A 25,831-nucleotide genomic window follows, 5' to 3' on the forward strand; every position below is an offset into this window, starting at 1 on the left:
AAAAATATGAGGAGATAATGAGAATACCCTGAAAGGTACAGACTGTTTAACAGTCGGTTTATTATCTGCTCATAGTATATTCCTGAGCTTTTATAAAAGCAAGAGACAAAAATATCTGAAAAGATATTTCAAAAAAATAGTAAGCTCTGAAAAAAATAAAATAGCGTATTGCGCTTTGAAAAAGTAAGTGGTATAATCAACTCAGAAAATTGGTAATACCAAAAAGAGAACGAGTAATACTTCAAGGAGGGCTTTTACAGTTATGGGATATGTAAAATGGAGTTATGACACATTAAATACTTTTTGCCACGATGTATTTCGAAAGTTTGGTTTCAATGAGGAACAGACCAATATTATTAAAGATGTTTTACTTACCGCAGATCTGTACGGGATTGAGAGTCACGGAATGCAGAGAATGGTAAGATATGATAAAGGAATTGAGAAAGGTACGATTCATCCGGATGCGGAACCGGAGGTTGTATTTGAGACACCTGTATCAGCAGTGATCGACGGACATGACGGAATGGGACAGTTGATTAGTCATTTTGCAATGGAGAAAGCAATTGAGAAAGCAAAAAAAACAGGCGTTGGTTTCGTTTCAGTAAGAAATTCCAATCATTTTGGTATTGCAGGATATTATGCGGAAATGGCTTCTAAACAGGGACTGCTTGGAATGGCATGCACTAACTCAGAAGCAATCATGGTACCTACTTTTGGACGTAAGGCAATGTTAGGTTCCAACCCGATTGCAGTAGCGATGCCTGCAGAGCCATATCCGTTTCTCTTTGACTGCTCTACAACAGTTGTAACCAGAGGAAAACTGGAAATGTATAATAAATCAGGTAAACAGCTTCCTGAGGGCTGGGCTCTCGGAGCAGACGGACATGAAAGTACGGATGCACCGGCTGTACTTGCAAATATTGTCGGCAAGAAAGGCGGCGGAATTATGCCGCTTGGCGGTAATAAAGAGGTAAATGGAAGCCATAAAGGTTATGGATATGGAATGCTCTGTGAGATTTTCAGTTCTATTCTTTCTATGGGTGTTACTTCTGATAAATGCTGTACATTTAAAGACAAGACAGGTATCTGCCATGGATTTGCAGCAATCGATCCTGCAATCTTCGGAAATGCAGATGATATCAAGGCGCATTTCTCAGAATATCTGGAAACTCTTCGCCAGAGTCCGAAGGCCGAGGGTGCAGAGCAGATTTATACTCATGGTGAGAAAGAAATTATAGCAGAAAAAGAACGCAGGGAAAATGGTATTCCTGTAAATGACAATACGATGGTAGAGCTTGCAAACCTCTGCGATTATCTGAAGATTGATTTTGGCACTTATTTCAAAGACTATGAACTTCCGAAAGACAGCAAGTTCTTCAGTGGAAATTATTAAATACAAAACCTCAACAAAAATCATTAAATAAAAATTACAAAAAAACTGCTAAACAGAGCCCATCGTACTGATAATATTAACTATAAAATATATGAAATATACCTTTTTTTGAGACAACCGTTTATCAGTATGTGGAAATAAAAAAGAGACTGCATAGTTTCGTACTGTTTGTAAAAATTACAGATAGTATGAAACCATGCAGTCTTTTTATTATATCAATCATGGGAAATTATTCCGTAATGTTCCTATGATATAATAAAGCCCTTCGGGCATAATCGCACTGCGGCGGAGAGGAATTATGTCGCTATAACGATCCGCCGCAGGAAAGAATCCTGCAATCAGGATTCTTTCCTGAACAAGAGAGCAGATTTTACTGTTCTTCTGTGTCCTTATTTTTGTGTGAGTTCATGTCATCGTTGTCGGTCATGAGGTATTTGCGGATGCCGAAAAGTATTGCAATACTAATCACACCGAGAAGTGTCTCATTTGGACCGAGATGTTCAACGACCATCTGACGTGCAGTGGCAAACATCAGAACTTCGACAACTGTCTGTGCGGAATGTTGGCAGAGCATTTTTACAAACTCTACGCCGACTACCAGGGACAATGCCTGAGACAGGAAACTGGTAAAGAATTTTGTGTTCATATCGGGAACGGCGGTGCCTGCAACTTCCATGATAAGACGAATTCCGGCCAATGCGATCACTACAAGGATGATGATAGACAGCACGATTTCTGTGTAGCGTGAGATATTGTAAATGATACCATTAAAATGTTTGCGAATATTGTGGTTTATTTCTTTTTTGGGGCTCATGATAGCAAGAGTCCTTTCATTATATCTTTACCCAAACACCTTGCGGAATAGCAGGCTGTTAAATAGTTAGTTGTATTTTAATACAGATAATCCTTGTTTACATATCCATACAGAAAAAGTTTCGGAGAGTAAACATACCAGTATTGTGCATCACTTGAATCAATAAGCTGAACGGTGTCACCGGAATATAATTGTCCGATTTCGTTAGAAGAATCGTATGCTTTGGCATTACGAAGAGCCAGATAACCTGTGGCAACACTTACAGTTTTAGTGTTGTATGCGGTTCCACCGATGAGGTAATCCTTATTTACATAACCGTTCATATCATATTTTGGAGCGTAGACATACCAATACTGGGAATCGCTGGTATCCAGTAGCTGAACAGTATCACCGGAATATAGCTGTCCGATTTCATTGGAGGAATCGTAAGCTTTCTGGGTGCGAAGAGCCAGATAACCCGTAGCAACACTTACTGTTCTTGATTCACCATAATAGCGGGAAACATTCTGTGTGCTTGTTCCGCCGCCACTGTAATATAAATAGTCTTTATTTACATATCCATAGCAGTTCAGCTTCGGAGCGTAGACATACCAATATTGTGGATCACTGCTGTCAGAAACAGATACGGTATCGCCGGAATATAACTTCCCGATTTCGTTAGAAGAATCGTATGCTTTAGCATTGCGGAGAGCCAGGTATCCTTTGCTTACACTAACTGTATAGGAAGTAGAATAAGAGTAGCCGCCTGACTGGGAATAAAGGGAAACCAGATAATCATTGTTTACATATCCCCAACAGTCATATTTCGGAGAATAAACATACCAATAGTCGCCATTGGTATATTCTGTAACTTCAACCAGATCGCCGGAATATAGTTCTCCGATTTCATTGGAAGAATCATATGCCATGGAAGAGCGGAGAGCCAGATAACCTTTACTTACACTTACTTCATAGGTATTGGAGGATGCTTCAACATCCTGAGAACTACAAGGTACGGACGCAGCGGCAACTGCGGCTGCGAGCATCATAGGAATTATAACATTTTTTCTTTTCTTCATAAGTAGATCCTCCTTCTGGTTATTACCATATGGTGTTTGTGATATTAAACGAATCAAGTAAGTCCCCTGATTCAATTGCGAAGAGCAATAAGCAGTGGGTGGGGACTTGCCAATAAAGCTTTTGCTCTTGAAATCTGACATATTAAGTTATGACGTTAGTTATTGTAGTAGTCATAGATAGTTCTGCTCAGTGATGCAATCGTATTCTGGGCGTTTCCGGCACTGGAGAGATTCTGTGACATAAATACGATAACGAGATCGTTTGCGGCATCGTAGATAATTCCGGCATCATTCTCTACATTATCAAGTTCGCCTGTTTTATTTGCCGTCTTCACTCCATCCGGAAGCATGGCTGGAATTTTGTTCTGACGTGTCTGTGCTTTAAGCAGGGCATACATATCAGAAGCATGGGCGTAACTGGACTCTTCTTCTTTGTAAACTTCAATGAGAAAATGTCCACAGTCATTTACGGATGTATAATTGTCATCCTGATCGTTGCTTGCCAGAAGCATACGTCCCATATGAGTCTGGGTATAACCACGTTCCTGACAGAAACTGTTGACAGCCTGCATACCTGCGCTGGAGTTCCCGCCACCCAGATAGGTTGTCAATGTATTGGCAGCATCGTTATCGCTGACTGTGATCATGGAGTGCAGATTAGAATCTACGGAATCTTTGCCGTATTGTCCAATGATCTGGTCATAATTTTCATAAATTGCTCCCATAATATAAAGCTTAATCAGGCTGGCTGCCTGCATAGTCTGGTCATTGATGCTTCCTTCTGTTTCATTTATAAGATCAGAAACAAAAACAGACCAGCTGCCGTTATCTGCAGGGAGCTGTCCCTGAATTTGATTTAAGAGTGTCTGAAGTGCTTCGTCTGTGACTGGCTCATCTGAAGCTGATGCTCCGCCAAATACGCTGTCAGAATTTTCAGAAGAGGGGGAGAGTGTACCCTGATCCGTTTCTGTTTCTGCTGCGCAGCCGGTGGATACAGGAGCTGCAAGGAGACTCACTGATAGCAGGAGAAGCAAAAGCTTTTTTAAATTCATTGTGTTCACCGCCTGTTAAATAAATATTTGTAGATATTAAAATTATAGCGTGTATGGGGAGAAGTTACAAGTATAATTGAGTGAATAATAATGATATTATTACAGTTTTTGTTACTGTTCACACGCCACTGTCCCGCGAAGTGTTTTGGCATGAGAATGCCAAAATCCCGAGACATACCGCACAGAATTTATATAATCAGCATAAATTAAGCTTGCGGGGCAAATGGTACTCCTTGAGCTTTGTACATGTAGGTTCATATTTCCATATCGAGATATACGTTGTTGAGAATGGGAAGAATAGTAATCAACTTGTCGGCACACTAGTACAGCGAATATTAAGTAACTGCTATATTGACTTGTCTGATTTTTCATCTGCGGCGTTGTCGTCAATCGCCGTAGCCACCGCTACGCTTCATTCCTCCGCCTTGCAGCTGAAGAAATCATCCTGCGTCAATATAGCAGAAACTTAATTTTCGATGTACTAGTTAAAAAACAGCTGGCGAAAGATATGGGGGCAGATGCGTATACAGAAAATTGCATTGAGGCTGTGGAAGTTGCCAAGACGTTTATTGTATAATGCGTGTGAATTAGTGGTAAAGAAGAGCCAATGAAAGAATCTGAATAACAGCCAGAATGAAGCAGGTTGCTAATTAGCGTGAGCCATATCAGAATCAGCTTATGAGTTATGTGACGGGAGGAACGGGACTTGCGGTTGTCATCTGTTTATTTATATGAAAAGATAAAAGAGAAATATGAAATTCTGAAAAAGGGAAATTTGTCCGGTAATGATGGATATCTGCGCCCTTTTTTGCGTTGTGGAATTAACAGAGATGACAGGAAGAAAGAAGATAGATTCCGCAGTGGGCATGTATATGTGATTCAGGTGCGTGATGATGAAGAATGGAAACGTGTAGTGCCGGTAATGAAATACATTTTCTGGATTTTTTGTAAAAAATCGGATTCAGAAAAGCAAAATGATAATATGATTGTTGGAATTGGAACCGGAACTGAAGTTGAGGCTGGAGCTCCTGAAAGTTTTGAAACAGATATAAACCGAAATGAGGTTGAGGTAGCTGTGAGCGGCTGCGATGACTCAGATTTTGGAAACATCCCTTATATTCAGGTGGCACTTGAAAATCTGGAAGAAATTGCGGAATTTATGAATGATATGCAGGAGATTTTTGATACTGCGGATGGATGGGAAAGGAAAATCCATGACCTGATGCTGGAGCATGCGGGAATGGAGCGGCTTTTACAGGTGGCAATGACATATATTCTGGAGCAGGCGACCAGGAGGCTGCCGGGAACTATGATTTGTCATGAGGGATTGTTGGAATTAAAGAAACATGATGAAGAAAATCAGACGCAGTATATGGAGACTTTGAGAGTATATCTTGAACAGCATTTAAGCGCGACACAGGCTGCGCGTGAACTGTTTATTCATAGAAGTACATTTCTCTATCGACTCGACAGAATCAGAGAAATTCTTCAGTCAGATCTGGATGATCCGGAGGAGGTTTTTTACCTGGAACTATCGTTCAGATTGCTGGAACAGGAAGAGGAGAAGGAATAATAAAAATCTTCGCAGTATGGTACATTTTAGATGTTATATGCTGCGAAGACTTTTTTGTTATGCTTGTTTGGTTTCTTCTTCCGGTAACTGGGAAGTGCAGTGTGGACAGCGTGTAGCTTTGATGTCGATTTCGCTCATGCAGAATGGACATTTCTTAGTAGTCGGAGCGGCTGGCTCTTCTTTTTTTTCACCGAAGGATGTTACTTTGTTCACTGCCTTCAGCAGACAGAACAGGATGAATGCCATAATAATGAAGTTAACGACTGAAGAAATGAAAGAGGATGCGAATCCGGATACATCCTGGAGTGAATATGTAGCTCCGCCTGTAAGTACATTAAGGATTGGATTGATGAAGTTGTCGGTTAAAGAGGTTACGATTCCGGAAAAAGCACCTCCGATAATAACACCGATTGCCATGTCCATGACATTGCCACGCAGGGCAAATGCCTTGAATTCTTCCATAAATTTTTTCATTGGAATTTCCCCCTGAAAGTATTTTTGACTGTATATGTAGATAAGAGACAGCCATCGTAATTTTATGATAACGCCGGAAGGTTAGAGCGTCAATACTTTTCACAAAATATAGGATTACGGATTATAAAGTTTTTGTAGATTCTTAAATAAACTGGTGCTATAATGAATCCAAATTGTAACTATTCAGCAGTCTGCTATCCCGCGAGGCACTGAACAGTTACCCTGAATTATAATTATCTGGCAGATAAGAGGGAAATATCCGGGTAGTTATTTTTAATTTGTTTTTGCGGTGAACGAACGACACAGGAAAAGGAAGAATGTTATGAAAGAATTATTATTTTTGATTGTGTTGTTTGTTTCTAATGTTATTCAGGCGATTACAGGATTTGCAGGTACAGTTCTTGCAATGCCGCCATCTGTATATTTACTTGGACTGGATCATGCAAAAGTGATTCTGAATGCTATGGCATGGTTTTCAGGGCTCATGATAGCAGTAACCGGATACAGGCATATTAACTGGAAAGAACTTATAAAAATGTCTGGTTTCATGCTTGTGGGAATGTTTGCGGGTGTACAGATCTGCAGAGTTGTGGAGTCTGAAGATGTTCTTTTGACAGTATATGGTATTGTGATTGTGTCAGTTGCATTGAAGAATCTCTGCATTCACAGTGAGAGGAAATTTTCGCCTGTTATTCTGGGGATTATCCTGCTTCTGGCAGGGATCATCCATGGAATGTTTGTGTCTGGAGGGGCATTGCTTGTGATTTATGCAACACAGGTTTTGAAAGATAAAGAAGAATTCCGTGCGACAGTAGCTCCGGTATGGGTAGTATTGAATTCCTGTCTGATGTTTACACAGATGCGTGCCGGACTGATCGGACAGGCAGATGTCAGGCTGATTCTTATCAGCATTGTGCCATTATTGGTGGCAACCTGGATTGGAAAGAAACTGGTGAAGAAAGTATCTCAGAAAGTATTTTTGAATCTGACTTATATACTGTTACTGATCTCAGGAATATCTTTGATTGCATAGAAAGCATACAATTATTCAGCTGTCTGTTATTCTGTGAAGCTGCCGGATTGCTGAGTAATCTGTTCATCTGGAGAAAGGTGTAAATAATGGCTGTAATATTACGTGAGATTATGAAACAGGTGCAGCACCTGGAGATGGAACTGGTAGCAGGGGAGAAAGGTCTGGATCAGGAAGTATCCTGGACTCATATGGTAGACAGCGATACGATTTCAGCGTTTCTTCAGGGGCAGGAGCTTACTTTTACAACAGGACTGGGATTGAATAAAAATCTGACATTGCTTCAGCTTGTGAAGGAAGTCTGGAGAAATAAAGCCAGTGGGATCGTAATCAATATTGGTCCGTACATCAATGAAATCGGACAGGATGTAATTGATTTTGCTAATGAAAAGGGTCTCCCGGTGTTTCGGGTACCATGGAAAATCCACATGGCTGAAATCATGCGGATCATTTGTTTTGCAATAACGAAAGAACAGCAGAATACGATTGAAGTGACAGCAGCACTGAATAACGCATTTCTTTGCCCGGGGCAGGAGGAATTATATGTTTCGGCATTGATGCGTAAAGGATATTTTGCAGGAAGCGAGTATACTGTTGTGAATATTCGTGTAAAAGAGGAAGACAGTCAGGTGCCAGGTGTACGTCTGGATCAGATTGCTTCTACCTTAAACAGCCATCTTCGGTGTAATTATAACGGGATTTTGTGCTGTGCTCAGGAAAAACAGATTCTGATGGTTCTGTGTGATTATTCCTTTGAAATGTGTCAGGAGACAGTGGGGCGGATTTTTGATAAATTATGTAGTATGACTCATCGGAATGAACAGGTTTTTACTTGGATGTGAAAGAGGTCTTCTGGTAGCCGGACCGTTTTTCTTTAAAAGCGGTCTGGCAGAAAAGATTATAAAAGAATCAGAAGGGATGATAGTGGCTTCGTTCGGGGATGTCTCACCAAATCCGGATGTCACAGAGGTAGATGCCTGTGCAGAAGTAATCCGTCAGAAAAATATCGGATTTGTAGTGGCCCTGGGTGGAGGCAGCCCTATGGACTGTGCAAAAGCAGCTGCCAGTGTGGCACTGACTCCGGATTCGATCCGTAAATATCATGGAACCGGAGTAGCAATGCCTCAGGAACATTTACCATTGATCGCAATTCCAACTACAGCAGGAACCGGAATTGATGTTCTTTCCCATGCAATAGAAGGATACTGGAGCAAAGGACATCAGCCAATCTGTGATGTGCTTGCCATGCATGCCAGGTAGGAGATGTACTTTATCAGGAAATGGCAAAAAATATGTTATACATTACTGTCGGAGATAAAGAGAAGGATGAAGTAGTAGATATCATTATCAACAGTGCAAAAAGTGGTCAGTATGGTCATTATGGTGATGGAAAGATTTTTGTTTCTGATATCAGTGAAGCATATACGATCAGCGAAGAAACAAGGGAAGACGATGATGAATAAGCTATAGCAGGAGGCCACATATGGGTGAAAGAAAAAAACGGACAAAATTAAAAAAATCTATGGGACCTGGTTCGATCTGGGCAGTAGCAGTTGGTTCTATTATTGGCTGGGGATGTTTTATACAGGGTGGTCTCTGGACGGAACGTGCGGGTGGAACACTTCCTTTGTTCCTTGGATTTCTGGCAGGCGGACTGCTTATGATCGTAGTAGGTTACAGTTATTCTTATATGATTGCAAAATTTCCGGTAGCAGGCGGTGAATTTGCTTATGCTTATAAAGGATTTGGAAGAACTGCTTCTTATATCTGTGGCTGGATGCTATCGCTTGGCTATCTGTCAATTGTAGCACTGAATGCGACAGCTCTTCCGGTATTGGCATCCTACATTTTTTCAGGAGTGTTTAACAGAGGTTATCTGTATACAATTGCCGGATATGATGTATATATGGGAGAAGTCGGGCTGTCATTGTTTTTCATTATTCTTTTTGGAATTATGAATTACAAGGGCGCGAAATCTGTTGGAAATCTTCAACTGATCATGGTTCTTATTATGTGTGCTGCTGTAGTTGTATCTGTGGCCGGAGTTGTTGTGACAGGACATTTTGATGTGACAAATCTTCAGCCGGCTTACGGTGCTGAAGGCAAAACACTGGGAGGAGGCTTTGTTTCCATTCTGGCGTTGGCTCCATTTCTCTATGTAGGGTTTGACTGTATTCCGCAGGCAGCAGAAGAATACGATTTTCCACCACAGAAATGTAAGCTGCTGATTATTTCGGCTCTTATTGTAGGGGCTTTGATTTATGGGGCAATGGCCCTTGTAACAGATTGCGTTGTTCCATGGCAGCAGGTTCTGACAATGACGGATGCGAATGGAGTTCTTGTAAAGTGGCATACGGGTGCAATTCTTGACCTTGCAATGGGAAAAATTGGCGTATGCTTTGTAGCATTAGCTGTATGTATGGGAATTTTTACAGGAATGAATGGATTTTTTATGACATCCAGCCGTCTTCTGTTTGGAATGGCAAGAGCAAAAATGCTTCCTTCTGTTTTTGAAAAGGTTCATCCGGAACATAAGACACCATCTGTATGTGTGGTATTTACAATGATTATTTGCTGTATCTGCCCGTTTTTCGGCAGAGAAGTAATAGGATGGGTTGTTGATATGTGTTCTGTAGGTACAGCGTTTGGATATTTCTTTACATGTGCGGGCGCTTATATTCTCCTGAAGAAATATGGGGATGCTACAGATACAAACCGAATTCATCCGGCAGTGGCATTGGGAGGATGTATTATTTCTGTTATGATTCTGCTCCTTCTGATCGTACCAGGGTCTCCGGCATTTATGGCACCACAGTCTTTTGCAGCACTGATCGTGTGGGTACTTATGGGTGTTACTTTCTATTTTGTTTCTAAGAAAAACTTTGCAAAGATTTCCAAGAGAGAAATGGATTATCTGATTCTTGGAAATGTGCAGGTAGTCAGAGGGATGAGAAAAGGAAAGAATCAGGGAAGCGTTGTGCAGGGAAATGTTGTACAGCCTAAAATATAAATGATGTTAGGGGCAAAAATGAAAAACAGCGGAGCGGATATAGAAATTCGCTTCGCTGTTTTAATGAAATAAAAATTTTAAAAATTTATTTAGCTTCTTCTTCAGCAGCTTCCTCTTCAGCTTCCAGAGCCGGATCTACATGAACTGCAGCTACGGATACGACTGCGGCTTCAAGGTCTGTCTTTAAGTCTACATCTTTATCTTTGGCAATGTCGAGGTCTTTTACTTTGATTACATCGCCGACTTTCATATCGCCGACATCAACCATAACTTTGTCAACCAGTGCGGATGGGAGAGCGCGGAAGGAAATCTCTTCCAGATGCTGCTGTAATACACCGGCTGCGAGTTTATCATGGTTTACAAGTACGATCTCGGCTACGGAATGTACTTTCTCGTTGCTTACCAGTGCCTGGAAATCTATTTCATCCACCTGTCCTTTTAACGGATTGAACTGGATCTCTTTGATCAGTACATCATAAGACTGACCATCTACATCCAGCATAATCTGGCTACCTTTGTTGCTTGTTTTGAGAAGTTTCTCTACTGCGGATTTCTCCATTTTGACAGGCATGGAACCTTCCATCTCTTTGCCAAATACGTTACCTGTAACGTAACCTTCTCTTCTTAATCTTTTGGCCTTTGTGTCCATTGTTCTTTTTTCAGCTTTTAAAGTATTCATTTGACTTTTCCTCCATTATTACAGCTGAGGTGACACGCTTGACACTATCTTGATTCAGGAGCATTTCTGCAATGCTTCAGGTGGTGCTAAGTATTTTTAAGTATTCAGTTGTTTGCTTGTTTCTTATTTTTGTTATAACTGTATTATAACACGCAACAATAGAAATGCAAGACCTGAAATGTGAAGAGTTTGTGAAATCTTACCAAATCACAAAAAAGAGATTGTTCTCCTGTTGCCGGTGTGGGGATGTGACAACATGTCAGGTATATCATATGTTAATACAAAAGGAACATAATATGCCAATAAACAAAACTCCCGATACACCGTAATAAGTGTACCGGGGGTTTTCATTACTTAATTATAAAAATTACAGAGTATCGTTTCTCTTAATGTAACCAGGCTGGTCAGCCGGGGAGATGATTTCTTTCTTATGGATCAGTTTCGCCCATTTGTCGACTACTTCATTCTCTACGTGAACGTCTTCACCTATAGTAACCTCAGCGAGAACAACACTGTTTCTGACAACAGCACCTTTCTTGATGACACATCCACGTCCGATTACGGAATTCTCAACAGTACCCTCGATCTGGCAGCCGTTGGAGATTACGGAATTCTTAACTTCTGCTGTATCGAAATACTGAGTCGGGCAGGAGTCGTTCGTACGGGTATAAATTGGCCAGTTCTCATGGAACAGTTCCTGAGCTGCTTTGTAGTCAAGAAGATCCATGTTTGCTGCATAGTAGCTTGGGAAGTCTGTGATACTTGCAAAGAATCCCTTATGTGCTACGCCACGGATATCAAGAGTTTCGCATTTATCGTTCAGGATATCTGCCAGAGTATACATGGAGGAAAGCTTCTTAGCTTCTCTAACCAGGCTGATGAAAAGCTCTGTTTTCATAACACAGGTGTCCATAAATACATTCTGATTCTTCTTATTACCATGGTTAGGTCCGATGGCTTCAACACCTTTCTGACGGTTCAGATTCAGAACATTACAGGTAAGATATGCTTCTTTAGCATTATCAACAGAATGATAAAGTAGAGTAACATCTGCACCGGAGTCAATATGTGTATGTATAAACTGGTCAAAATCAATAGAATAAACCATATAGCTGGGAGCGATAACAACATATGGATGAGACATTCTGCTCAGAGATTCCATGTTTTCCAGGTAGCAGGAGATATCTGTATTGTAAATATCATTGTCATTATTATGTTCTGAGAAGAGAAGCTGAAGCCTACCGCTCTTGGAGTTGATGTTGTAATGACGTCCTGTTCCAACGTGTTCTACAACGGAACGAGGTTTGTTATTGATATAAACCTGGATACGGTCAATATTGCTGTTAGTCATGTTGGAGATAGGGAAGTCAATGACTCTGTATCTGCCAAGGAAGGAAAACGCGCCGATCGGGCGATAATCCTGCATACCATCTACATAAATATTTCTCCCGGAAGAGTTTACGATTCCAAATGCCTTATACATATTATTCTGCCCCCTTTACACGTTTCGCTACAAGCTCGATGTGCTCGCTGTTTGGATCGCCTACAACAGCACCCTTGCCGATACGGATACCATCAGCTACAAGTGAACGCTGAACAACAGCACCCTCTTCTACAACAGCACCCGGCATCAGTACACTGTCAATGATCTTGGCACCGGCACCGATCTTAACACCTGTAAAGAGAACGGAATGCTTAACTTCACCCTGAACTACACAGCCCTGAGTGATATATGCATCTTTGACATCTGCTTCTGCACTGATGTACTGAGGAAGTGCAGTGACATCTTCTGTATAAATTTTCCAGGAAGGATCACCAAGGTCAAGCTCGTTCTTGGAGCTTAACAGATCCATGTTAGCTTCCCAGAGAGAGTCGATAGTTCCGACATCTTTCCAGTAACCTTTGAATTTGTATGCATAAAGAGTCTTGTTATCGTTAAGCATAGTAGGGATGATGTCTTTACCAAAGTCATGGTTGGAATCCGGATTCTTGATATCAGCCAGAAGCATCTTGCGGAGAAGCTTCCATGTGAAGATATAGATACCCATGGATGCAAGATTGCTCTTCGGATGTTTCGGTTTCTCTTCAAATTCTACGATACGTCCGCTTTCATCTGTATTCATGATACCGAAACGGCTTGCTTCTTTCATCGGAACTTCGATAACTGCGATGGTTGCGTCTGCGTTAGCTTCCTTATGAGCTGTGAGCATTTCGTCATAGTTCATCTTGTAAATATGGTCGCCGGAAAGGACGAGAACATATTCAGGATCAAATTTATCGATAAAGTCGATATTCTGGGAAATTGCATCTGCAGTTCCGCGGTATACGTTCAGATTCACATCTGCTTTCTCACGTGGAGGAAGAACGTAAACGCCGCTGTCTTTGGCATCAAGTCCCCAGCGTCCGCCGGCTGCTACATAGCTGTTAAGCTGGATAGACTCATACTGTGTAAGAACACCAACAACATCTACACCACTGTTGGCACAGTTACTTAAAGGAAAGTCTACAATACGATATTTACCGCCGTATGAAACGGCTGGCTTTGCCACTTTATTGGTTAAGTCATGCAGACGGCTGCCACGACCGCCGGCTAAGATCATAGCCAACATACTATTCTGTTTCATAATAGTGAACCCTCGCTTTCATTTATTATATAATATTATACAATTTTTTTTGTCATTTTTCCATAGGTTTCTGAAAAAAATATGTAAATTTTTCGCTAGAAACAGATGAAATTCGAGAAAAAATTATACATTATACACAAATTTGCGGTAAAAAATGGTAAAGTACAGGTTTGTAAATATACACAAATTTAAGGAAAACAGGTGGACGTATAATAGTTCTTACGTTATAATAGGTAAAAATTTAAAAGAAACAGAGGTTATCACGTGAGTAAGAGAGAAGATTACAAACGACTTATCGTGTTCTGTCTGGCGAGTCTGGTAGTACTGACACAGATGGCAGTCTTTGCCTATGTATGGTATACAGTCTACAGAGGTCAGATTGATGAACCATTCTGGCGAAAAGGTAACTGGGTGCTGATCGCAATTTACGGTCTGCTGTTTGCCATGTTTGCCAAGCTGTATGGAGGACTAAAAGTCGGATACCTTAAAAGAATAGACGTATTTTATTCCCTGACGTTAGCGCTTTTATGTACCAACGTAGTGGAATATCTGGAGATCACTTTGATCAACAGATGGTTTCTGAGTGTGGGGCCGATGATCGAGATGACAATGGTACAGCTGGTACTGATTGTTATCTGGATTTTTGGATCCAGACATATTTATTCCAGATTATATCGTGCGCGTAGATTGTTGGTCATTTACGGTGACCGCGATCCGGGGGATGATCTGATCCATAAGATGAATTCCCGAAAGGATAAATATGATATCAGCGATAAAGTGCATGTCAGCCTTGGAGAAACAGAAATTCACAAGATGATGCGTAATTATGACGGGGTGATCATATGGGATCTGCCGTCAATGGAGAGAAACCGATATCTGAAGTTCTGCTTCGCTCATTCCATCCGATGCTATATCAGTCCGAAGATTTCGGATATCATTCTTATGGGAAGCGAGAGAATTCATCTTTTCGATACACCGCTTCTGATGTCACGAAATATGGGACTTGCGGTAGATCAGAGAGTTGCGAAGAGAATTATGGATATTCTGGTTTCCGGAATCGGTATTGTCATTACATCACCAATTATGTTGCTCATAGCCATTGCGGTAAAAGCATACGACCGGGGACCGGTATTTTACTTCCAGGACCGTCTTACGATTGGCGGTAAGCCATTTAAAATCTGCAAATTCCGCAGTATGTGTGTGGATTCTGAGAAAAACGGAGCCAGACTGGCTTCCAAACATGATTCCCGTATCACTCCGGTAGGTCATGTGTTGAGAAACCTTCATCTGGACGAGCTGCCGCAGCTATTCAATGTGTTCAAAGGAGATATGTCTTTGGTAGGTCCACGTCCGGAACGTAAGACGATCATGCAGGAGTATGAGAAGGAACTTCCGGAGTTCTATTATCGCCTGAAGGTAAAGGCAGGACTGACCGGATATGCGCAGGTTTATGGCAAATATAATACCACCCCTTATGATAAATTAAAGCTGGATTTGTTCTATATTGAGAACTATTCTTTTCTGCTGGATATTAAGCTGATCTTTATGACAGTCAAGATCTTTTTCCAGAAGGAAGTGTCTGAGGGAGTAGATGATAAACAGGTAAATGCTCTGAAAGATTCCGGAAGAAACACCGGGGCATCAGAGGATAAAACGGAGGAATGACCATGAATAAACCGCTGGTATCTGTGATCATGCCGGTTTACAACGGAGAGAAATATATTAAACAGGCTGTAGATTCCGTCTATGAGCAGGGAGTTTCGCTGGAGCTGCTGGTAATTGATGACGGATCTACAGATCGTACAAAGGAAGTCCTGTCTGCCTATGAGGGCAGAGAGGGCTTTCAGTATATTAAGAACAAACAGAATATGGGCGCGGCCGGCTCCAGAAACAGAGGAGTGAAGCTTGCTAAGGGAGATTACATTGCTTTTCTTGATGCGGATGACTGGTGGGAAAAAGGCAAATTGAAAGAGCAGCTTAAACGTCTCGAAGAGACGGGATACGTGTTGTGTTCTACCGGCCGCGAGCTGATAAGATCCGATGGAAGCAGCACCGGCCGTACGATTCCGGTGAAAGAGAAGATTACTTACAGAGAGCTTCTGAAGCATAACAGTATTAACTGTTCTTCCGTAGTGATCAGAACAGATGTGGCACGGGAGTTTCCAATGGAGCATGATGACAGCCATGAAGACTATATCACCTGGCTGAAAGTTCTGCGAAAATACGGTTGTGCGGTCGGAATCGATAAGCCATACCTGAAATACCGCCTCAGTGAGGGCGGCAAGTCCAGAAATAAGCTGAAGTCAGCAGTGATGACTTATAATGTTTACAGATATGCGGGGTATGGACGGATAAAGAGTTGTATTTTCTTTTGCTCCTATGCACTGCATGGAATCTGGAAGTATTGCCATAGATAAAAATGAATGTCTGGAAATAGTTTCATAAATAAATTATTAACTTTCTATTCCATAAATCATAAAAATATGTTATCCTTTGGATAATAATTATGAATGATTAAAGGATAATATTAAGATGAAATTAAAGAAAGAGAGGCCTGCTGTGCCTTATACCTACCTGATCGATAACTTCAAGGTCCTGCTTATCTTTCTGGTAGTATTTAACCATATTATTGCATTCAATTTTGTAAAAGTGGACACAGTGGTGAGATACGTGTGGTATGCAATCACGATCTTCCATATGCCTGCGTTTATTTTTGTTTCGGGGTATTTGTCAAAGAAACCTCAGAATGCATTAAAGAATTTTAAGAATCTTCTGATTCCGTATATTCTGGGATACAGTCTTACCTGGTACTCCCAGATATGGCTGGGACGTTCGGTGGATTACGAGATTCTGCGCCCTACCGGAACAGTTATGTGGTATATTCTGGCACTGTTTATCTACCGTCTTACCATTGAAGCACTGGGTAAGATCAGATTTATTGTTCCGCTCAGCATCATTATTGCACTGTGGGCAGGAACAAGACCAGAATTTACAACGTTTTTATCAGCATCAAGAATTGTGGTATTTTTCCCGTTCTTTGTTGCAGGATATCTCTGGAAAAGTGAATATATCACCGCAGTTCGCAAATTTAAAGGAAAATGGGTGTTAGTGCCTATTTCGGGAGTACTGCTTTGGGCAATACCAAACTATATGATTTCCAATGAAATGGGAATTGCTATTTTTCGTGGTAACCATGGGTATAAACTTTGTGGTCTGACAGATCCGGAAGGTATCGTTCTCAGATTGCTGATGTATCTGGTATCATTTATTCTGATCTATACATTTCTTGCGTTACTGCCGGATATCAAGCTTCCGCTTACTTATGTGGGCCGCCACACAATGGGAATTTACTTCTTCCATTACCCGATCATGATCATTATGAACGGGCTGTATCTGCTGCAGATTCCTGAGATGAACAACGTGTGGGTTCTGCTGGGCGTATCCCTGGTGTTTGTCCTTGTTCTGGGAAGTTTGCCGGTGGATCTTCTTTATACAGGTGTGCTGAATCTGGTTGCATTTATTCTGATCAAGAAGGATAAGACAGTCAGAGATGAGGGACTGGAAGAGGAATATGACCGCGAGGACCATGAATATGAACTTCTCAGACGAAAGAAAGCCATTGAGGAGCTGGCCGCCACTCTGGATTCCGAGAGCGAGCAGGACGGCCATATGGAGAAAATAAACCTGGATGATGATTCTCTCGCTCAGGAGAGTGTGCCGGATAAACCGGAAGGATTCAGCAATGTAGCGGGTATGGAACTGGATATCGAAGAAGATAATCTGGATGATATACCGGATGAGATCATTCAGGAGGAAGAAGAACTTTCACTCGAAGATCTGATCCAGGAGCTGGAAGCAGCTACGAAGAATATAGGAAAAGCTGATCTGAAAGACGATACGGCGCAGACAGTAATAGCGGAGAATGTTTCTCGAACTGTAGTCGAAGCAGAGCATTCAGATGAGACAGAAAACATTTTGAATAAACAGTAAAAAACAGGGAATCGTAAAAAGTAGTGTACCGACAAGATTGTTTGAGAAATCAACTTGTTAGCACGGTAATAACAAGAAATAGCAGAAGAAAATAATAAAAAACGAAAGAGGACTTTGAGATACATGGGGTGTATTTCGGAGTCCTTTTGTTTTAACCGTATTATTTTCCGGATCGGTTATAAATTCTGGCCGGACAAAAAAATGATATAAATTAATGCGGATTTAACATTTTTGTAACGAAGAGGTGACGGAAGTTGGAAATTATGATATAATCAAATCATCTATAGTGTGAAGCAAGGGTAACTGTCCGTCAGGTACGGAACAGTTACGGGCAGGAATATTTATCGGGAGTTATAAAGAGAAGATGAAGAGAGTGATCACATATGGCACTTTTGATCTGTTTCATAAGGGCCACTACAATATTATAAAAAGGGCAAAGGCGCTTGGCGATTATCTGATCGTTGGCGTTACAAGTGAGAGCTTTGATATTGAACGAGGCAAGCTTAATGTAAGAGACAGCCTTATTAAGAGAATAGAGAATGTGCGGCGTACCGGACTGGCAGATGAGATTATTATTGAAGAGTACCAGGGACAGAAAGTCAGCGATATCATCAAATATGATATAGATGTTCTGGTAGTTGGTTCAGACTGGCGGGGCAAATTTGATTATCTTAAGAACTACTGCGATGTCGTTTATCTGGAACGTACCAAGAATATTTCCAGTACAAAGCTTCGCAGTGAGGGTGTTATCTTTAATATGGGAATTGTGACAGACAATATTAAAGATAATGATTTTGTGCAGGAATCCAAATATGTCAGCGGTATTCACGTAGAACGGGTATTCAGCGAGAATCCGGAGACTGCGCAGGAATTCTGTGATAAATTTGAACTTGGATCCTGTTGGAGCGACTATGACCAGTTCCTGTCAGATGTGGATATCGTTTATATTAAAACTTCGCTGAGCAAACGGGCGGAGTATATCGAACGCGCACTGAAACAGGGCAAATATGTGATAAGTGATTCTCCGTTAACGCTTTCTTCGGAGAAATTGCGCTATCTTTTTGAAGTTGCGAGGGAGAACAATGTAGTCCTGATCGAGAGGATGACGCTGGTTTATCTGCGTGCTTTTAACCAGCTGGTATGGCTGGTGCACAGCAACCTGGTAGGAGATCTGGTCAGCGTTAAATGTGCGATTTCCCAGGATGATTTTGAAGGTGGCAGGACTTTTAATGAGACAGTCTGCACAGCAATCTGCGCGGTACTTAAACTGCTTGGCAGAAAGTGCCAGGATATCAATACAAATGCAGTCCGCGATCAGGAAGGGAAATTTGTATATGACATGATTACCATGAAGTATGCCAATGCACTGGCGACCATTGAGATCGGAACAACCGTAGATATCGAGAATGAACTTGTGATCATCGGAAGCAACGGCAGGGTAACTATCCCTAATGACTGGTGGAACACCGGATACTTTGAAGCCAATATTTCAGGAAAAGAATTTCTGAAAAGGTACAGCTTTAACTTCGAGGGAAATGGTTTCCGCTATCTGCTGCAGGAGCTGATGATTATGATCAGAGACAAACGGACAGAATGTACCCGGCTTTTCTATGATGAGTCGGTAAAAATAATAGAAATTTTGGAAACAATCAACAGAAAGGACAATTCATGACGGAGAAACAGAAATACCTCCTGAAGCTTTTCAGGGAGGTTGATGAAATCTGCAGAGAACATAACCTCAGATACGTGCTGGCAGGAGGCTCCCTGATCGGAGCTCTCAGACATGAGGGATTTGTTCCCTGGGATGATGATGTAGACCTTTATATGCCACGTCCGGACTGGGAGAAATTTATAGAGATCTGCAGGACAGAACTGCCGCCGAACAGAGAGATACAGTGTTCGGAGGTGGACAGAAATTATACAAATTCATTTCCACGCTATGCATCTACCGATACCTGTGCGATTCATAAAAGCCAGATCATCGGCAAGGACTGTGGCGGAGAGATCATAGACATTCTTACACTGGATCCTATTCCGGCTGATGACAAAGAATACGAGAAATATAGAACACATATGATGATCTACTCAGATCTTATCAATATTTCTGTAGGCTACAGCGACCGCTGGGAGATACCTGCATCCATGTATCTGAAGTATCTTCTTTCTTATATTTTTCTTGGCAAAAAAAGAACACTGGCAAAGCTTGAGAAGATCATGTTCTCTTATAAAGAAGAGGAATGTGACCGTTATGCCATGCGCTGGGGCGGCTGCCCGTTTCTTTTTGACAAAGATATGATGTTCCCTGTCAAAGAGGGGATTTTCGAGGGACAGAAAGCGATGATTCCAAATAAGTGCAGTGACTATCTGATCTGGCATTATGGAGACGAGTGGTCATATATGCCTCCTCATGATAAGAGGGAGGGACATGTGGCTGTCTGCGTAGACGAACTTCCTTATCAGGAACTTCGTGAGGAATATATGCCGAACATTCATAAAGGCAGACTGCGCCGGGACTCTGTATTCCGTAAGTTCTACAATATGCTTATTGCTAAAAAGAACCATAAAGTCCGCCAGGAAGGACTTGCAATGAAAGCCCGCGCAGTAGCACTGGACCTGCAGAGAGCAATCGATGAATCAGGACTTAAGATCAGTGAGCTGGTGGAAAGCAGATCTTTCCGTAAGCTGAGTGCACTTTTTGGCTCTTATTATAAGAATCAGCTCAGTGCTGACTTTATCGGAAGAGAAGACTATACCAACATTTATGCTTTTTATCATCCAACACTTGTGGAGATACCTGACGATGTATTCTATGCGGCAATGCTTACTCTGTTTTATACAGAACGTGTGTCAAAGGCATATCGGATGATGCAGGTCCGTCAGCAGCTTGACCATCTGAGTCCTGAGATGGAGGGACTGAAAGAAGATATTGAGCTTTTCCGGAAAGCAGCGGATCACTATGAGTTTCATAGAATGAAGGAAGCAGAGCAGATTATCAGCGACCTTTTGCAGAAATATCCGGGACATCCGGGATTTATGAAATTTAAGTGCAGGTTCCTGATGGAGGATGCGGGAGAGAACCGGATCGAAGCAGAACGTTTTCTTGATAAGGCTCTTAAGATGTTTCCTGAGGATGGTTATTTCCTGAAATATAAGGCTGATATCTTCTGGATGAACGGCGAGGTACAAAAGGCAGCAGAACTCTATCTTCAGGTGAAGAGTAAGACCACGAATGGAGTTGTCTGGCTGGAGATGGACAGATTTTTCAGAGGATATAAGGCAGAGATTCTGAAAAACTGCGAAGAGCTTCTGGCAGCCCGCAGAAAGAAAGAGGCATTCTCCCTTATGGAACTGTGGAATCAGCTGATTCCGGAGGATGACGATATCCAGGGCGCGTTCTATCTGGCAAAAGTAGCCTGCGCACGCACCCAGAGTGAGATAGAGCAGGAAATTAATGAGATCCGCAGAGTGATCGAGATACCAATGCTTACACCGGTGAAAGAGAAAACAAATAAAAATAAGAAATCTGAAGAACACCAGATGTATAAAAAAGCACTTACGAGAGCATGGAAACGTCTTGGCTATTCCAAAGAATTAGCAGCCCTGCGCACACAGATCATCTGTACCGGTGAGGAGAGTGAGCTGGAATGGCTTGCCGAGCAGGTGAGAAACCAACAGTTCCGCAAAGAGGAGAAGGCCTGCGTTTATAAACTGGTAGGAGATGTCCGCATGAAACAGGGACAGACCAGAGAAGCTTTTGCAAATTATAAGAAAGCACTGGAATATGAGATGCCATCCTACGTAAAGACCGAACTGTACCGTATTTTTATCAATGATCTGAACGATGGAAGCAGACAGGCGAAGAGCTTTGCAAAGAAGGCAGACATCACAGTTGTGCTTGATAACTGGCTGGATAAATACGGAAGTATTGAAGATGTGAAGCGAATCGTACAGTCAGTAATGTGAAATAGAAATGGAGTAAAGAGTTGAATAAAAAACAAAAGGTAATTTTATCATTATTACAGGAAATAGATGAAATATGCCAGCAGAATCAAATTGAATATTACCTCTCTCCACGACTGACTCTCTGTGCTGTGGAGGGAAAACCTTTCCCACAGAATCCCATGTTTGGAATCGTTCTGATGAAAGTAGCAGACATGGAGCATTTCCGTAAGGCAGTAGATGAAGATCCGAGAGAGAGACGCGCGCTGGAGTCGCTGAAAAGCCATAAATGGTTCTCGGGATTGTATCTGCGCTATACAAACACAGATACTCTGTGCCTGAATATGGATAACACCAGAGATTACGCATTTCCGGGAATCGGAATCAGCATTTTCCCCCTCAGATCGGAATCAGAGTCAGCATCGGCCGGACGCAGGTTCTCAAGAGATGAGAATGCGTGGATGGAACTTTGCCATATCAATTATGCAGACAGGAGTCTGAAAAACAGGCTCAACCGTACCTGGATGAGGCTGCGCTGTCTGGTCAATGGACGTCAGAGACAGGCTTCCCGTTTATACGACCGATTCCTCAGATTGTATCAGAAGCCGGAGACAGGCAAATATACCCTTAAGAGAAAAAAACAGACCACCGTTTATCCTGCCGACATTTTTGCGAAGAGTAAGCGTGTCGAGATGGAGGGAGTTAAGCTCCAGGTTCCGGCAAAAACCGAAGAATATCTGACCATAAGCTATGGAAAGAATTATAAGGATGTCACAGAGCCGCGTTATGTCACTCCGATCGCGCTGGCAGTCAGCGCCAGAGTAAGCTACACACAATTCTGGAAAGAAGCAGGAGATTTCGACAAATACTGCAAAGAACGTATGAAAAATGCCCGCAGGCTTGCAAAGAGCAGACGGCATAAGGACTACTTTAACGAATGCTGGGATTATGTGGAATTCTGCGGAGAGCGGATGAACCTGGGCGTATCTTATGAGAAACAGAAGGACTATATCAAGAACCTGTATAAGAATGAAGATTATATGACACTTGAGAAAGTATTTCGTCCATACTTCAAGATGATGCAGAAGAGTCTGCAAAAAGGCGAACTCTTTGCGGAGGACGAAGAGATTCTTGATATTTATACAGATGTGCTGGAAAAAACAGGAAAAACAGTACAGAGAGAGAAGATCGGTGCACTGATCTGACGGGAGGAAAAATGAAACTTTCAGATTATATTGTTACGTTTTTACAGAAAAAAGGTATCCGCCATTTCTTTGGATATCAGGGAACGATGATCGCACATGTGGTAGATTCTATTGAACGAAATCCGGAGACGGAAAATCACTCCAGCTATAATGAACAGGGAGCGGCTTTTGCAGCATGTGGTTATGCGCAGACGAAACAGGAATGTGCATGTGCCTATGCGACCAGCGGACCGGGAGCGGTCAATCTTTTGAGTGGTGTGGCAGATGCTTATTATGATTCCCTGCCTGTGATTTTCCTCACAGGACAGTTAAACACTTATGAATATTCCGGTATCGAGGGACTGCGCCAGCAGGGATTTCAGGAAACTGACATCGTGGCAATGGCGAAACCGATCACGAAGTATGCTGTCCAGATTCGTAATCCTGAGGATATCGTCGAAGAATTAAATAAGGCTTATCACATCGCAACGACAGGACGAAGAGGCCCGGTACTTATCGACCTGCCTATGAATATTCAGAGAAGTGAAGTAGAGAATCCTGTTTATGACATGAAATTCGAGGATAAACATACAGATGAGGCCACAGCGCAGAAGGCAGCTGACACAATTCTGGAAGCACTGAAACAGGCGAAGCGCCCTGTGATTATGCTCGGACATGGAGTAGACAGCGAGGTAAGCCAGCAGGAGCTGATTCATTTCGCACAGAAAAGACAGATTCCGATCATCACAAGTGTCCTTGCAAAATCTGTGCTGGGCTATGACCATCCGCTGAACTTCGGCTGTATCGGAGGTGCGTATGGACACCGCTATGCGAACATGATCGCAAATGCAAAGAGTGATTTGCTTCTCTGTTTCGGTATTTCTCTCTGCACCAGACAGATTGGAACGAAAGTACATGAATTTGCCAAAGGAGCAAAGATCATCCGTGTGGACATCGACCAGTATAATCTTCAGAGAGATATTCATGAGAACGGAGAGAATGAAGTGAAACTTCAGGCTGAGACCGGTGCAGTGATCAATTGTCTGGCAAGAGCACATTGTCCGGAAATGGATGGCTTAAGCGACTGGCTGAATGTCTGCACAGAGATCAAAGAGAATCTCCAGGCAGTGGATGATAACACGCCGGAAAGATATCCGAACCGTATGATCGCAGACCTTAGTGATATGTTGGAGGATACATCTGCTATCGCAGTTGATGTGGGCCAGCACATGGTATGGAGCTATCAGTCATTTAAGAACCATGAAGGACAGAAACTTCTCTTCTCCGGCGGACATGGAGCTATGGGCTACGGGCTTCCGGCAGCTATCGGAGCGTATTATGCAACCGGAAAACCGACCGCCTGCATCTGCGGAGACGGTGCACTCCAGATGAATATCCAGGAACTGGAGTGGGTGAAGAGAGAGAATCTTCCTATTAAAATAATGGTAATGAATAACGAAGCACTGGGTATGATCCGTCATCTCCAGAGAGATTACTTTGACTGTCTCTTTGCAGGAACTACAGACGGATGTGGATTTGCATCCTGTGACTTTGCAGGAGTGGCAAAGGCTTACGGCATTCCCGCACTGAGAATGCACTGCGATGCGGTAAGAGAACAGGCACCGGAATTCCTTGAAGGTGAGGGTCCGAAACTTCTGGAAGTTATGCTTGAGCACGGAACTTTCGCATATCCGAAGACCTGCCTGGGTGAACCGATCCACAACCAGCAGCCATACGCGCCGAAGAATGTTTATGACAGACTGATGGAATTATAAAACAATTGCCATAGATTAATGTTAAGCAGCGAAAGCGTATCAGGATTATCTATTAAACTGATAGATAAAGATGAATATAACAAAGAGGTAGCGGAAAAAATGAGCAGAGTAACAGTAATCACAGGCGGTACTTCCGGAATCGGCCGTGGCATTGTGGAGAAGATCCTGGAAAATTCAGAACAGGACGATCTGATCTTTGCCACCTATGCGCACAATGCGTACAAGGCAAACGAATTCTGGGACAGCCTGAAACCGGAAGATCAGGAGAAGCTTATCATAATGAAAGCGGATATGTCTTCCTATGACGATATGATGAATTTCGTCAAAGAAGTGAAAGAAAAAGCCGGACATGTAGACTGGCTGATTAGCAATGCCGGGATCAGCACCTATGATAAATTTCAGGATTACACATTTGAAGAATGGAATAACATCGTAAACACCAACCTTTCCATCCCGGTATTTATGATCAAGGAATTTATGCCGGTCATGACGGAAGGCGGCAGAGTTCTCTTTATGGGATCTTATGCGGGGCAGCAGGCATATTCTTCTTCACTCGTATACGGAGTGACTAAGGCGGCAATTCATTTCCTTACTAAATCCCTGGTAAAGGAATTCGAGCCAAAAGGCATCACAGTCAATGCCATAGCCCCGGGATTTATCCAGACCCCGTGGCACGAGAACCGCACACCGGAAAGCTACGAACGCATCAACCGCAAGATCGCCCTCCACAGATTCGGAGAGATCAAGGATGTGGCGGATATGGCGTACAGTATTCTCACGAACAACTATATGAATGGAAGCATCGTGGATATCCATGGAGGATATGACTACTTCTAAAAGAACCTGACCAATCAGGTGATTTAACCGAATCAAGTAAGTCCCCTGCTTCAATTGCAAATATCCGGTTGATTTAAACCAAGTGACGAAAGTGGATCGCAAATATCCGCTTGAATTCCCGACAGATAAAATGGAGAAGCTTCTTCAGAAACTGTCGGGAATTTTTTTACATTTTCGGATTTTTTTTGTACATTCTAAGAGTTGTCCTACATGATAATTCGTGATATCATGATGAAAAAAATAGGGGACTATTTTTGAAAAAAAGTGGATTATTTCTGAAAAAAATAATTTTATGTGACAGATTTGTGGTAAGCGCTTAATTTTCAGCCGTTGATAGAAAAATACCCGGCTACTTTTCAGCAGCCGGAGAACTTTGACAATTCACATATGATTGATTCT

The 25,831-nt window shown here is 42.2% G+C and carries 22 protein-coding genes; 15 read left to right on the top strand and 7 right to left on the bottom strand.

Features of this window, described 5'->3' with window-relative positions; translation table 11 throughout:
• The first annotated feature begins 262 nt into the window (after window positions 1-262).
• Window positions 263-1,393, top strand: coding sequence for an Ldh family oxidoreductase (locus ACTNC0_RS16640; RefSeq protein WP_441088262.1), 1,131 nt, complete (start codon window positions 263-265; stop codon window positions 1,391-1,393).
• Between the two features lie 370 nt (window positions 1,394-1,763).
• Here ACTNC0_RS16640 and ACTNC0_RS16645 read toward each other — a convergent pair whose 3' ends face one another.
• The 3 genes from ACTNC0_RS16645 to ACTNC0_RS16655 form a co-directional block, all read right to left on the bottom strand.
• Complete coding sequence (locus ACTNC0_RS16645) at window positions 1,764-2,207, bottom strand: phosphate-starvation-inducible PsiE family protein (RefSeq protein WP_441088263.1); 444 nt, start codon at window positions 2,205-2,207, stop codon at window positions 1,764-1,766.
• 77 nt (window positions 2,208-2,284) lie between these two features.
• Window positions 2,285-3,265: a hypothetical protein gene (locus tag ACTNC0_RS16650; RefSeq protein ID WP_441088264.1), complete on the bottom strand. Its 981-nt coding sequence runs from the start codon at window positions 3,263-3,265 to the stop codon at window positions 2,285-2,287.
• A gap of 155 nt (window positions 3,266-3,420) precedes the next feature.
• Window positions 3,421-4,317, bottom strand: a complete 897-nt coding sequence (locus ACTNC0_RS16655) for a serine hydrolase (protein WP_441088265.1) — start codon at window positions 4,315-4,317, stop codon at window positions 3,421-3,423.
• Window positions 4,318-5,023: 706 nt separating this feature from the next.
• Here ACTNC0_RS16655 and ACTNC0_RS16660 point away from each other — a divergent pair.
• Complete coding sequence (locus ACTNC0_RS16660; protein WP_441088266.1) at window positions 5,024-5,890, top strand: helix-turn-helix domain-containing protein; 867 nt, start codon at window positions 5,024-5,026, stop codon at window positions 5,888-5,890.
• A 57-nt stretch (window positions 5,891-5,947) separates the two neighbouring features.
• Here ACTNC0_RS16660 and mscL read toward each other — a convergent pair whose 3' ends face one another.
• Window positions 5,948-6,364: a large conductance mechanosensitive channel protein MscL gene (gene mscL / locus ACTNC0_RS16665; protein ID WP_441088267.1), complete on the bottom strand. Its 417-nt coding sequence runs from the start codon at window positions 6,362-6,364 to the stop codon at window positions 5,948-5,950.
• Between the two features lie 322 nt (window positions 6,365-6,686).
• On the opposite strand from mscL, the gene ACTNC0_RS16670 reads away from it, so the two are divergent.
• The 5 genes from ACTNC0_RS16670 to ACTNC0_RS16690 all read left to right on the top strand — a co-directional run bounded on the left by ACTNC0_RS16670 (window position 6,687) and on the right by ACTNC0_RS16690 (window position 10,404).
• Window positions 6,687-7,397 (top strand): sulfite exporter TauE/SafE family protein, encoded by a 711-nt coding sequence (locus ACTNC0_RS16670; protein WP_441088268.1) that lies wholly within the window; start codon window positions 6,687-6,689, stop codon window positions 7,395-7,397.
• Between the two features lie 86 nt (window positions 7,398-7,483).
• Window positions 7,484-8,236 carry a PucR family transcriptional regulator ligand-binding domain-containing protein gene (locus ACTNC0_RS16675; RefSeq protein WP_441088269.1) on the top strand — a complete coding sequence of 251 codons (753 nt, stop codon included), beginning with the start codon at window positions 7,484-7,486 and terminating at the stop codon, window positions 8,234-8,236.
• Window positions 8,211-8,654, top strand: a complete 444-nt coding sequence (locus ACTNC0_RS16680) for an iron-containing alcohol dehydrogenase (protein ID WP_441088270.1) — start codon at window positions 8,211-8,213, stop codon at window positions 8,652-8,654. The genes ACTNC0_RS16675 and ACTNC0_RS16680 overlap by 26 nt, the downstream gene beginning before the upstream one ends.
• Window positions 8,655-8,674: 20 nt before the next feature.
• Window positions 8,675-8,857: a P-II family nitrogen regulator gene (locus tag ACTNC0_RS16685; RefSeq protein ID WP_441088271.1), complete on the top strand. Its 183-nt coding sequence runs from the start codon at window positions 8,675-8,677 to the stop codon at window positions 8,855-8,857.
• Between the two features lie 20 nt (window positions 8,858-8,877).
• Entirely contained in the window at window positions 8,878-10,404 is a 1,527-nt protein-coding gene (locus tag ACTNC0_RS16690; RefSeq protein WP_441088272.1) for an APC family permease, read from the top strand.
• Window positions 10,405-10,489: 85 nt separating this feature from the next.
• Here ACTNC0_RS16690 and ACTNC0_RS16695 read toward each other — a convergent pair whose 3' ends face one another.
• The 3 genes from ACTNC0_RS16695 to ACTNC0_RS16705 all read right to left on the bottom strand — a co-directional run bounded on the left by ACTNC0_RS16695 (window position 10,490) and on the right by ACTNC0_RS16705 (window position 13,707).
• On the bottom strand, window positions 10,490-11,083 hold the full coding sequence (locus ACTNC0_RS16695) for a 50S ribosomal protein L25 (RefSeq protein WP_441088273.1): 594 nt from the start codon (window positions 11,081-11,083) through the stop codon (window positions 10,490-10,492).
• Between the two features lie 367 nt (window positions 11,084-11,450).
• Window positions 11,451-12,566 carry a glucose-1-phosphate adenylyltransferase subunit GlgD gene (glgD, locus tag ACTNC0_RS16700; protein WP_441088274.1) on the bottom strand — a complete coding sequence of 372 codons (1,116 nt, stop codon included), beginning with the start codon at window positions 12,564-12,566 and terminating at the stop codon, window positions 11,451-11,453.
• A 1-nt stretch (window position 12,567) separates the two neighbouring features.
• Window positions 12,568-13,707, bottom strand: a complete 1,140-nt coding sequence (locus ACTNC0_RS16705) for a glucose-1-phosphate adenylyltransferase (RefSeq protein WP_441088275.1) — start codon at window positions 13,705-13,707, stop codon at window positions 12,568-12,570.
• Between the two features lie 264 nt (window positions 13,708-13,971).
• Here ACTNC0_RS16705 and ACTNC0_RS16710 point away from each other — a divergent pair, with 264 nt between their 5' ends.
• The 8 genes from ACTNC0_RS16710 (at window position 13,972) to ACTNC0_RS16745 (ending at window position 25,432) form a co-directional block, all read left to right on the top strand.
• The gene (locus ACTNC0_RS16710; protein ID WP_441088276.1) at window positions 13,972-15,372 is read left to right on the top strand and encodes a sugar transferase; all 1,401 of its coding nucleotides are present in this window, start codon (window positions 13,972-13,974) and stop codon (window positions 15,370-15,372) included.
• A gap of 2 nt (window positions 15,373-15,374) precedes the next feature.
• Window positions 15,375-16,124 (top strand): glycosyltransferase family 2 protein, encoded by a 750-nt coding sequence (locus ACTNC0_RS16715; protein ID WP_441088277.1) that lies wholly within the window; start codon window positions 15,375-15,377, stop codon window positions 16,122-16,124.
• Between the two features lie 115 nt (window positions 16,125-16,239).
• A complete protein-coding gene (locus tag ACTNC0_RS16720; protein WP_441088278.1) occupies window positions 16,240-17,697 on the top strand; it encodes an acyltransferase family protein in 1,458 nt (485 codons plus the stop codon).
• Window positions 17,698-18,061: 364 nt separating this feature from the next.
• Entirely contained in the window at window positions 18,062-19,369 is a 1,308-nt protein-coding gene (locus tag ACTNC0_RS16725; RefSeq protein WP_441088279.1) for an adenylyltransferase/cytidyltransferase family protein, read from the top strand.
• Entirely contained in the window at window positions 19,366-21,660 is a 2,295-nt protein-coding gene (locus ACTNC0_RS16730) for a LicD family protein (RefSeq protein WP_441088280.1), read from the top strand. Before ACTNC0_RS16725 ends, ACTNC0_RS16730 begins: the two co-directional genes overlap by 4 nt.
• 20 nt (window positions 21,661-21,680) lie before the next feature.
• Entirely contained in the window at window positions 21,681-22,841 is a 1,161-nt protein-coding gene (locus tag ACTNC0_RS16735; RefSeq protein ID WP_441088281.1) for a LicD family protein, read from the top strand.
• Between the two features lie 11 nt (window positions 22,842-22,852).
• A complete protein-coding gene (locus ACTNC0_RS16740) occupies window positions 22,853-24,595 on the top strand; it encodes a thiamine pyrophosphate-binding protein (protein WP_441088282.1) in 1,743 nt (580 codons plus the stop codon).
• 99 nt (window positions 24,596-24,694) lie between these two features.
• Window positions 24,695-25,432, top strand: coding sequence for an SDR family NAD(P)-dependent oxidoreductase (locus ACTNC0_RS16745; RefSeq protein ID WP_441088283.1), 738 nt, complete (start codon window positions 24,695-24,697; stop codon window positions 25,430-25,432).
• The last annotated feature ends 399 nt before the right edge of the window (window positions 25,433-25,831 follow it).

This window comes from Blautia sp. HCP3S3_B11, assembly GCF_052064435.1.
Classification (GTDB): domain Bacteria; phylum Bacillota; class Clostridia; order Lachnospirales; family Lachnospiraceae; genus Blautia_A.

What these genes read in the sequence shown, in the direction of transcription:
- ACTNC0_RS16670 (WP_441088268.1), top strand. Translation starts at nt 6,687, where the DNA reads ATGAAAGAATTATTATTTTTGATTGTGTTGTTTGTTTCTAATGTTATT.
- ACTNC0_RS16655 (WP_441088265.1), bottom strand. Translation starts at nt 4,317, where the DNA reads ATGAATTTAAAAAAGCTTTTGCTTCTCCTGCTATCAGTGAGTCTCCTT.
- ACTNC0_RS16720 (WP_441088278.1), top strand. Translation starts at nt 16,240, where the DNA reads ATGAAATTAAAGAAAGAGAGGCCTGCTGTGCCTTATACCTACCTGATC.
- ACTNC0_RS16705 (WP_441088275.1), bottom strand. Translation starts at nt 13,707, where the DNA reads ATGAAACAGAATAGTATGTTGGCTATGATCTTAGCCGGCGGTCGTGGC.
- ACTNC0_RS16730 (WP_441088280.1), top strand. Translation starts at nt 19,366, where the DNA reads ATGACGGAGAAACAGAAATACCTCCTGAAGCTTTTCAGGGAGGTTGAT.
- ACTNC0_RS16715 (WP_441088277.1), top strand. Translation starts at nt 15,375, where the DNA reads ATGAATAAACCGCTGGTATCTGTGATCATGCCGGTTTACAACGGAGAG.
- ACTNC0_RS16640 (WP_441088262.1), top strand. Translation starts at nt 263, where the DNA reads ATGGGATATGTAAAATGGAGTTATGACACATTAAATACTTTTTGCCAC.
- ACTNC0_RS16740 (WP_441088282.1), top strand. Translation starts at nt 22,853, where the DNA reads ATGAAACTTTCAGATTATATTGTTACGTTTTTACAGAAAAAAGGTATC.
- ACTNC0_RS16695 (WP_441088273.1), bottom strand. Translation starts at nt 11,083, where the DNA reads ATGAATACTTTAAAAGCTGAAAAAAGAACAATGGACACAAAGGCCAAA.
- glgD (WP_441088274.1), bottom strand. Translation starts at nt 12,566, where the DNA reads ATGTATAAGGCATTTGGAATCGTAAACTCTTCCGGGAGAAATATTTAT.
- ACTNC0_RS16745 (WP_441088283.1), top strand. Translation starts at nt 24,695, where the DNA reads ATGAGCAGAGTAACAGTAATCACAGGCGGTACTTCCGGAATCGGCCGT.
- ACTNC0_RS16725 (WP_441088279.1), top strand. Translation starts at nt 18,062, where the DNA reads ATGAAGAGAGTGATCACATATGGCACTTTTGATCTGTTTCATAAGGGC.
- ACTNC0_RS16680 (WP_441088270.1), top strand. Translation starts at nt 8,211, where the DNA reads ATGAACAGGTTTTTACTTGGATGTGAAAGAGGTCTTCTGGTAGCCGGA.
- mscL (WP_441088267.1), bottom strand. Translation starts at nt 6,364, where the DNA reads ATGAAAAAATTTATGGAAGAATTCAAGGCATTTGCCCTGCGTGGCAAT.
- ACTNC0_RS16675 (WP_441088269.1), top strand. Translation starts at nt 7,484, where the DNA reads ATGGCTGTAATATTACGTGAGATTATGAAACAGGTGCAGCACCTGGAG.
- ACTNC0_RS16690 (WP_441088272.1), top strand. Translation starts at nt 8,878, where the DNA reads ATGGGTGAAAGAAAAAAACGGACAAAATTAAAAAAATCTATGGGACCT.
- ACTNC0_RS16685 (WP_441088271.1), top strand. Translation starts at nt 8,675, where the DNA reads ATGGCAAAAAATATGTTATACATTACTGTCGGAGATAAAGAGAAGGAT.
- ACTNC0_RS16650 (WP_441088264.1), bottom strand. Translation starts at nt 3,265, where the DNA reads ATGAAGAAAAGAAAAAATGTTATAATTCCTATGATGCTCGCAGCCGCA.
- ACTNC0_RS16645 (WP_441088263.1), bottom strand. Translation starts at nt 2,207, where the DNA reads ATGAGCCCCAAAAAAGAAATAAACCACAATATTCGCAAACATTTTAAT.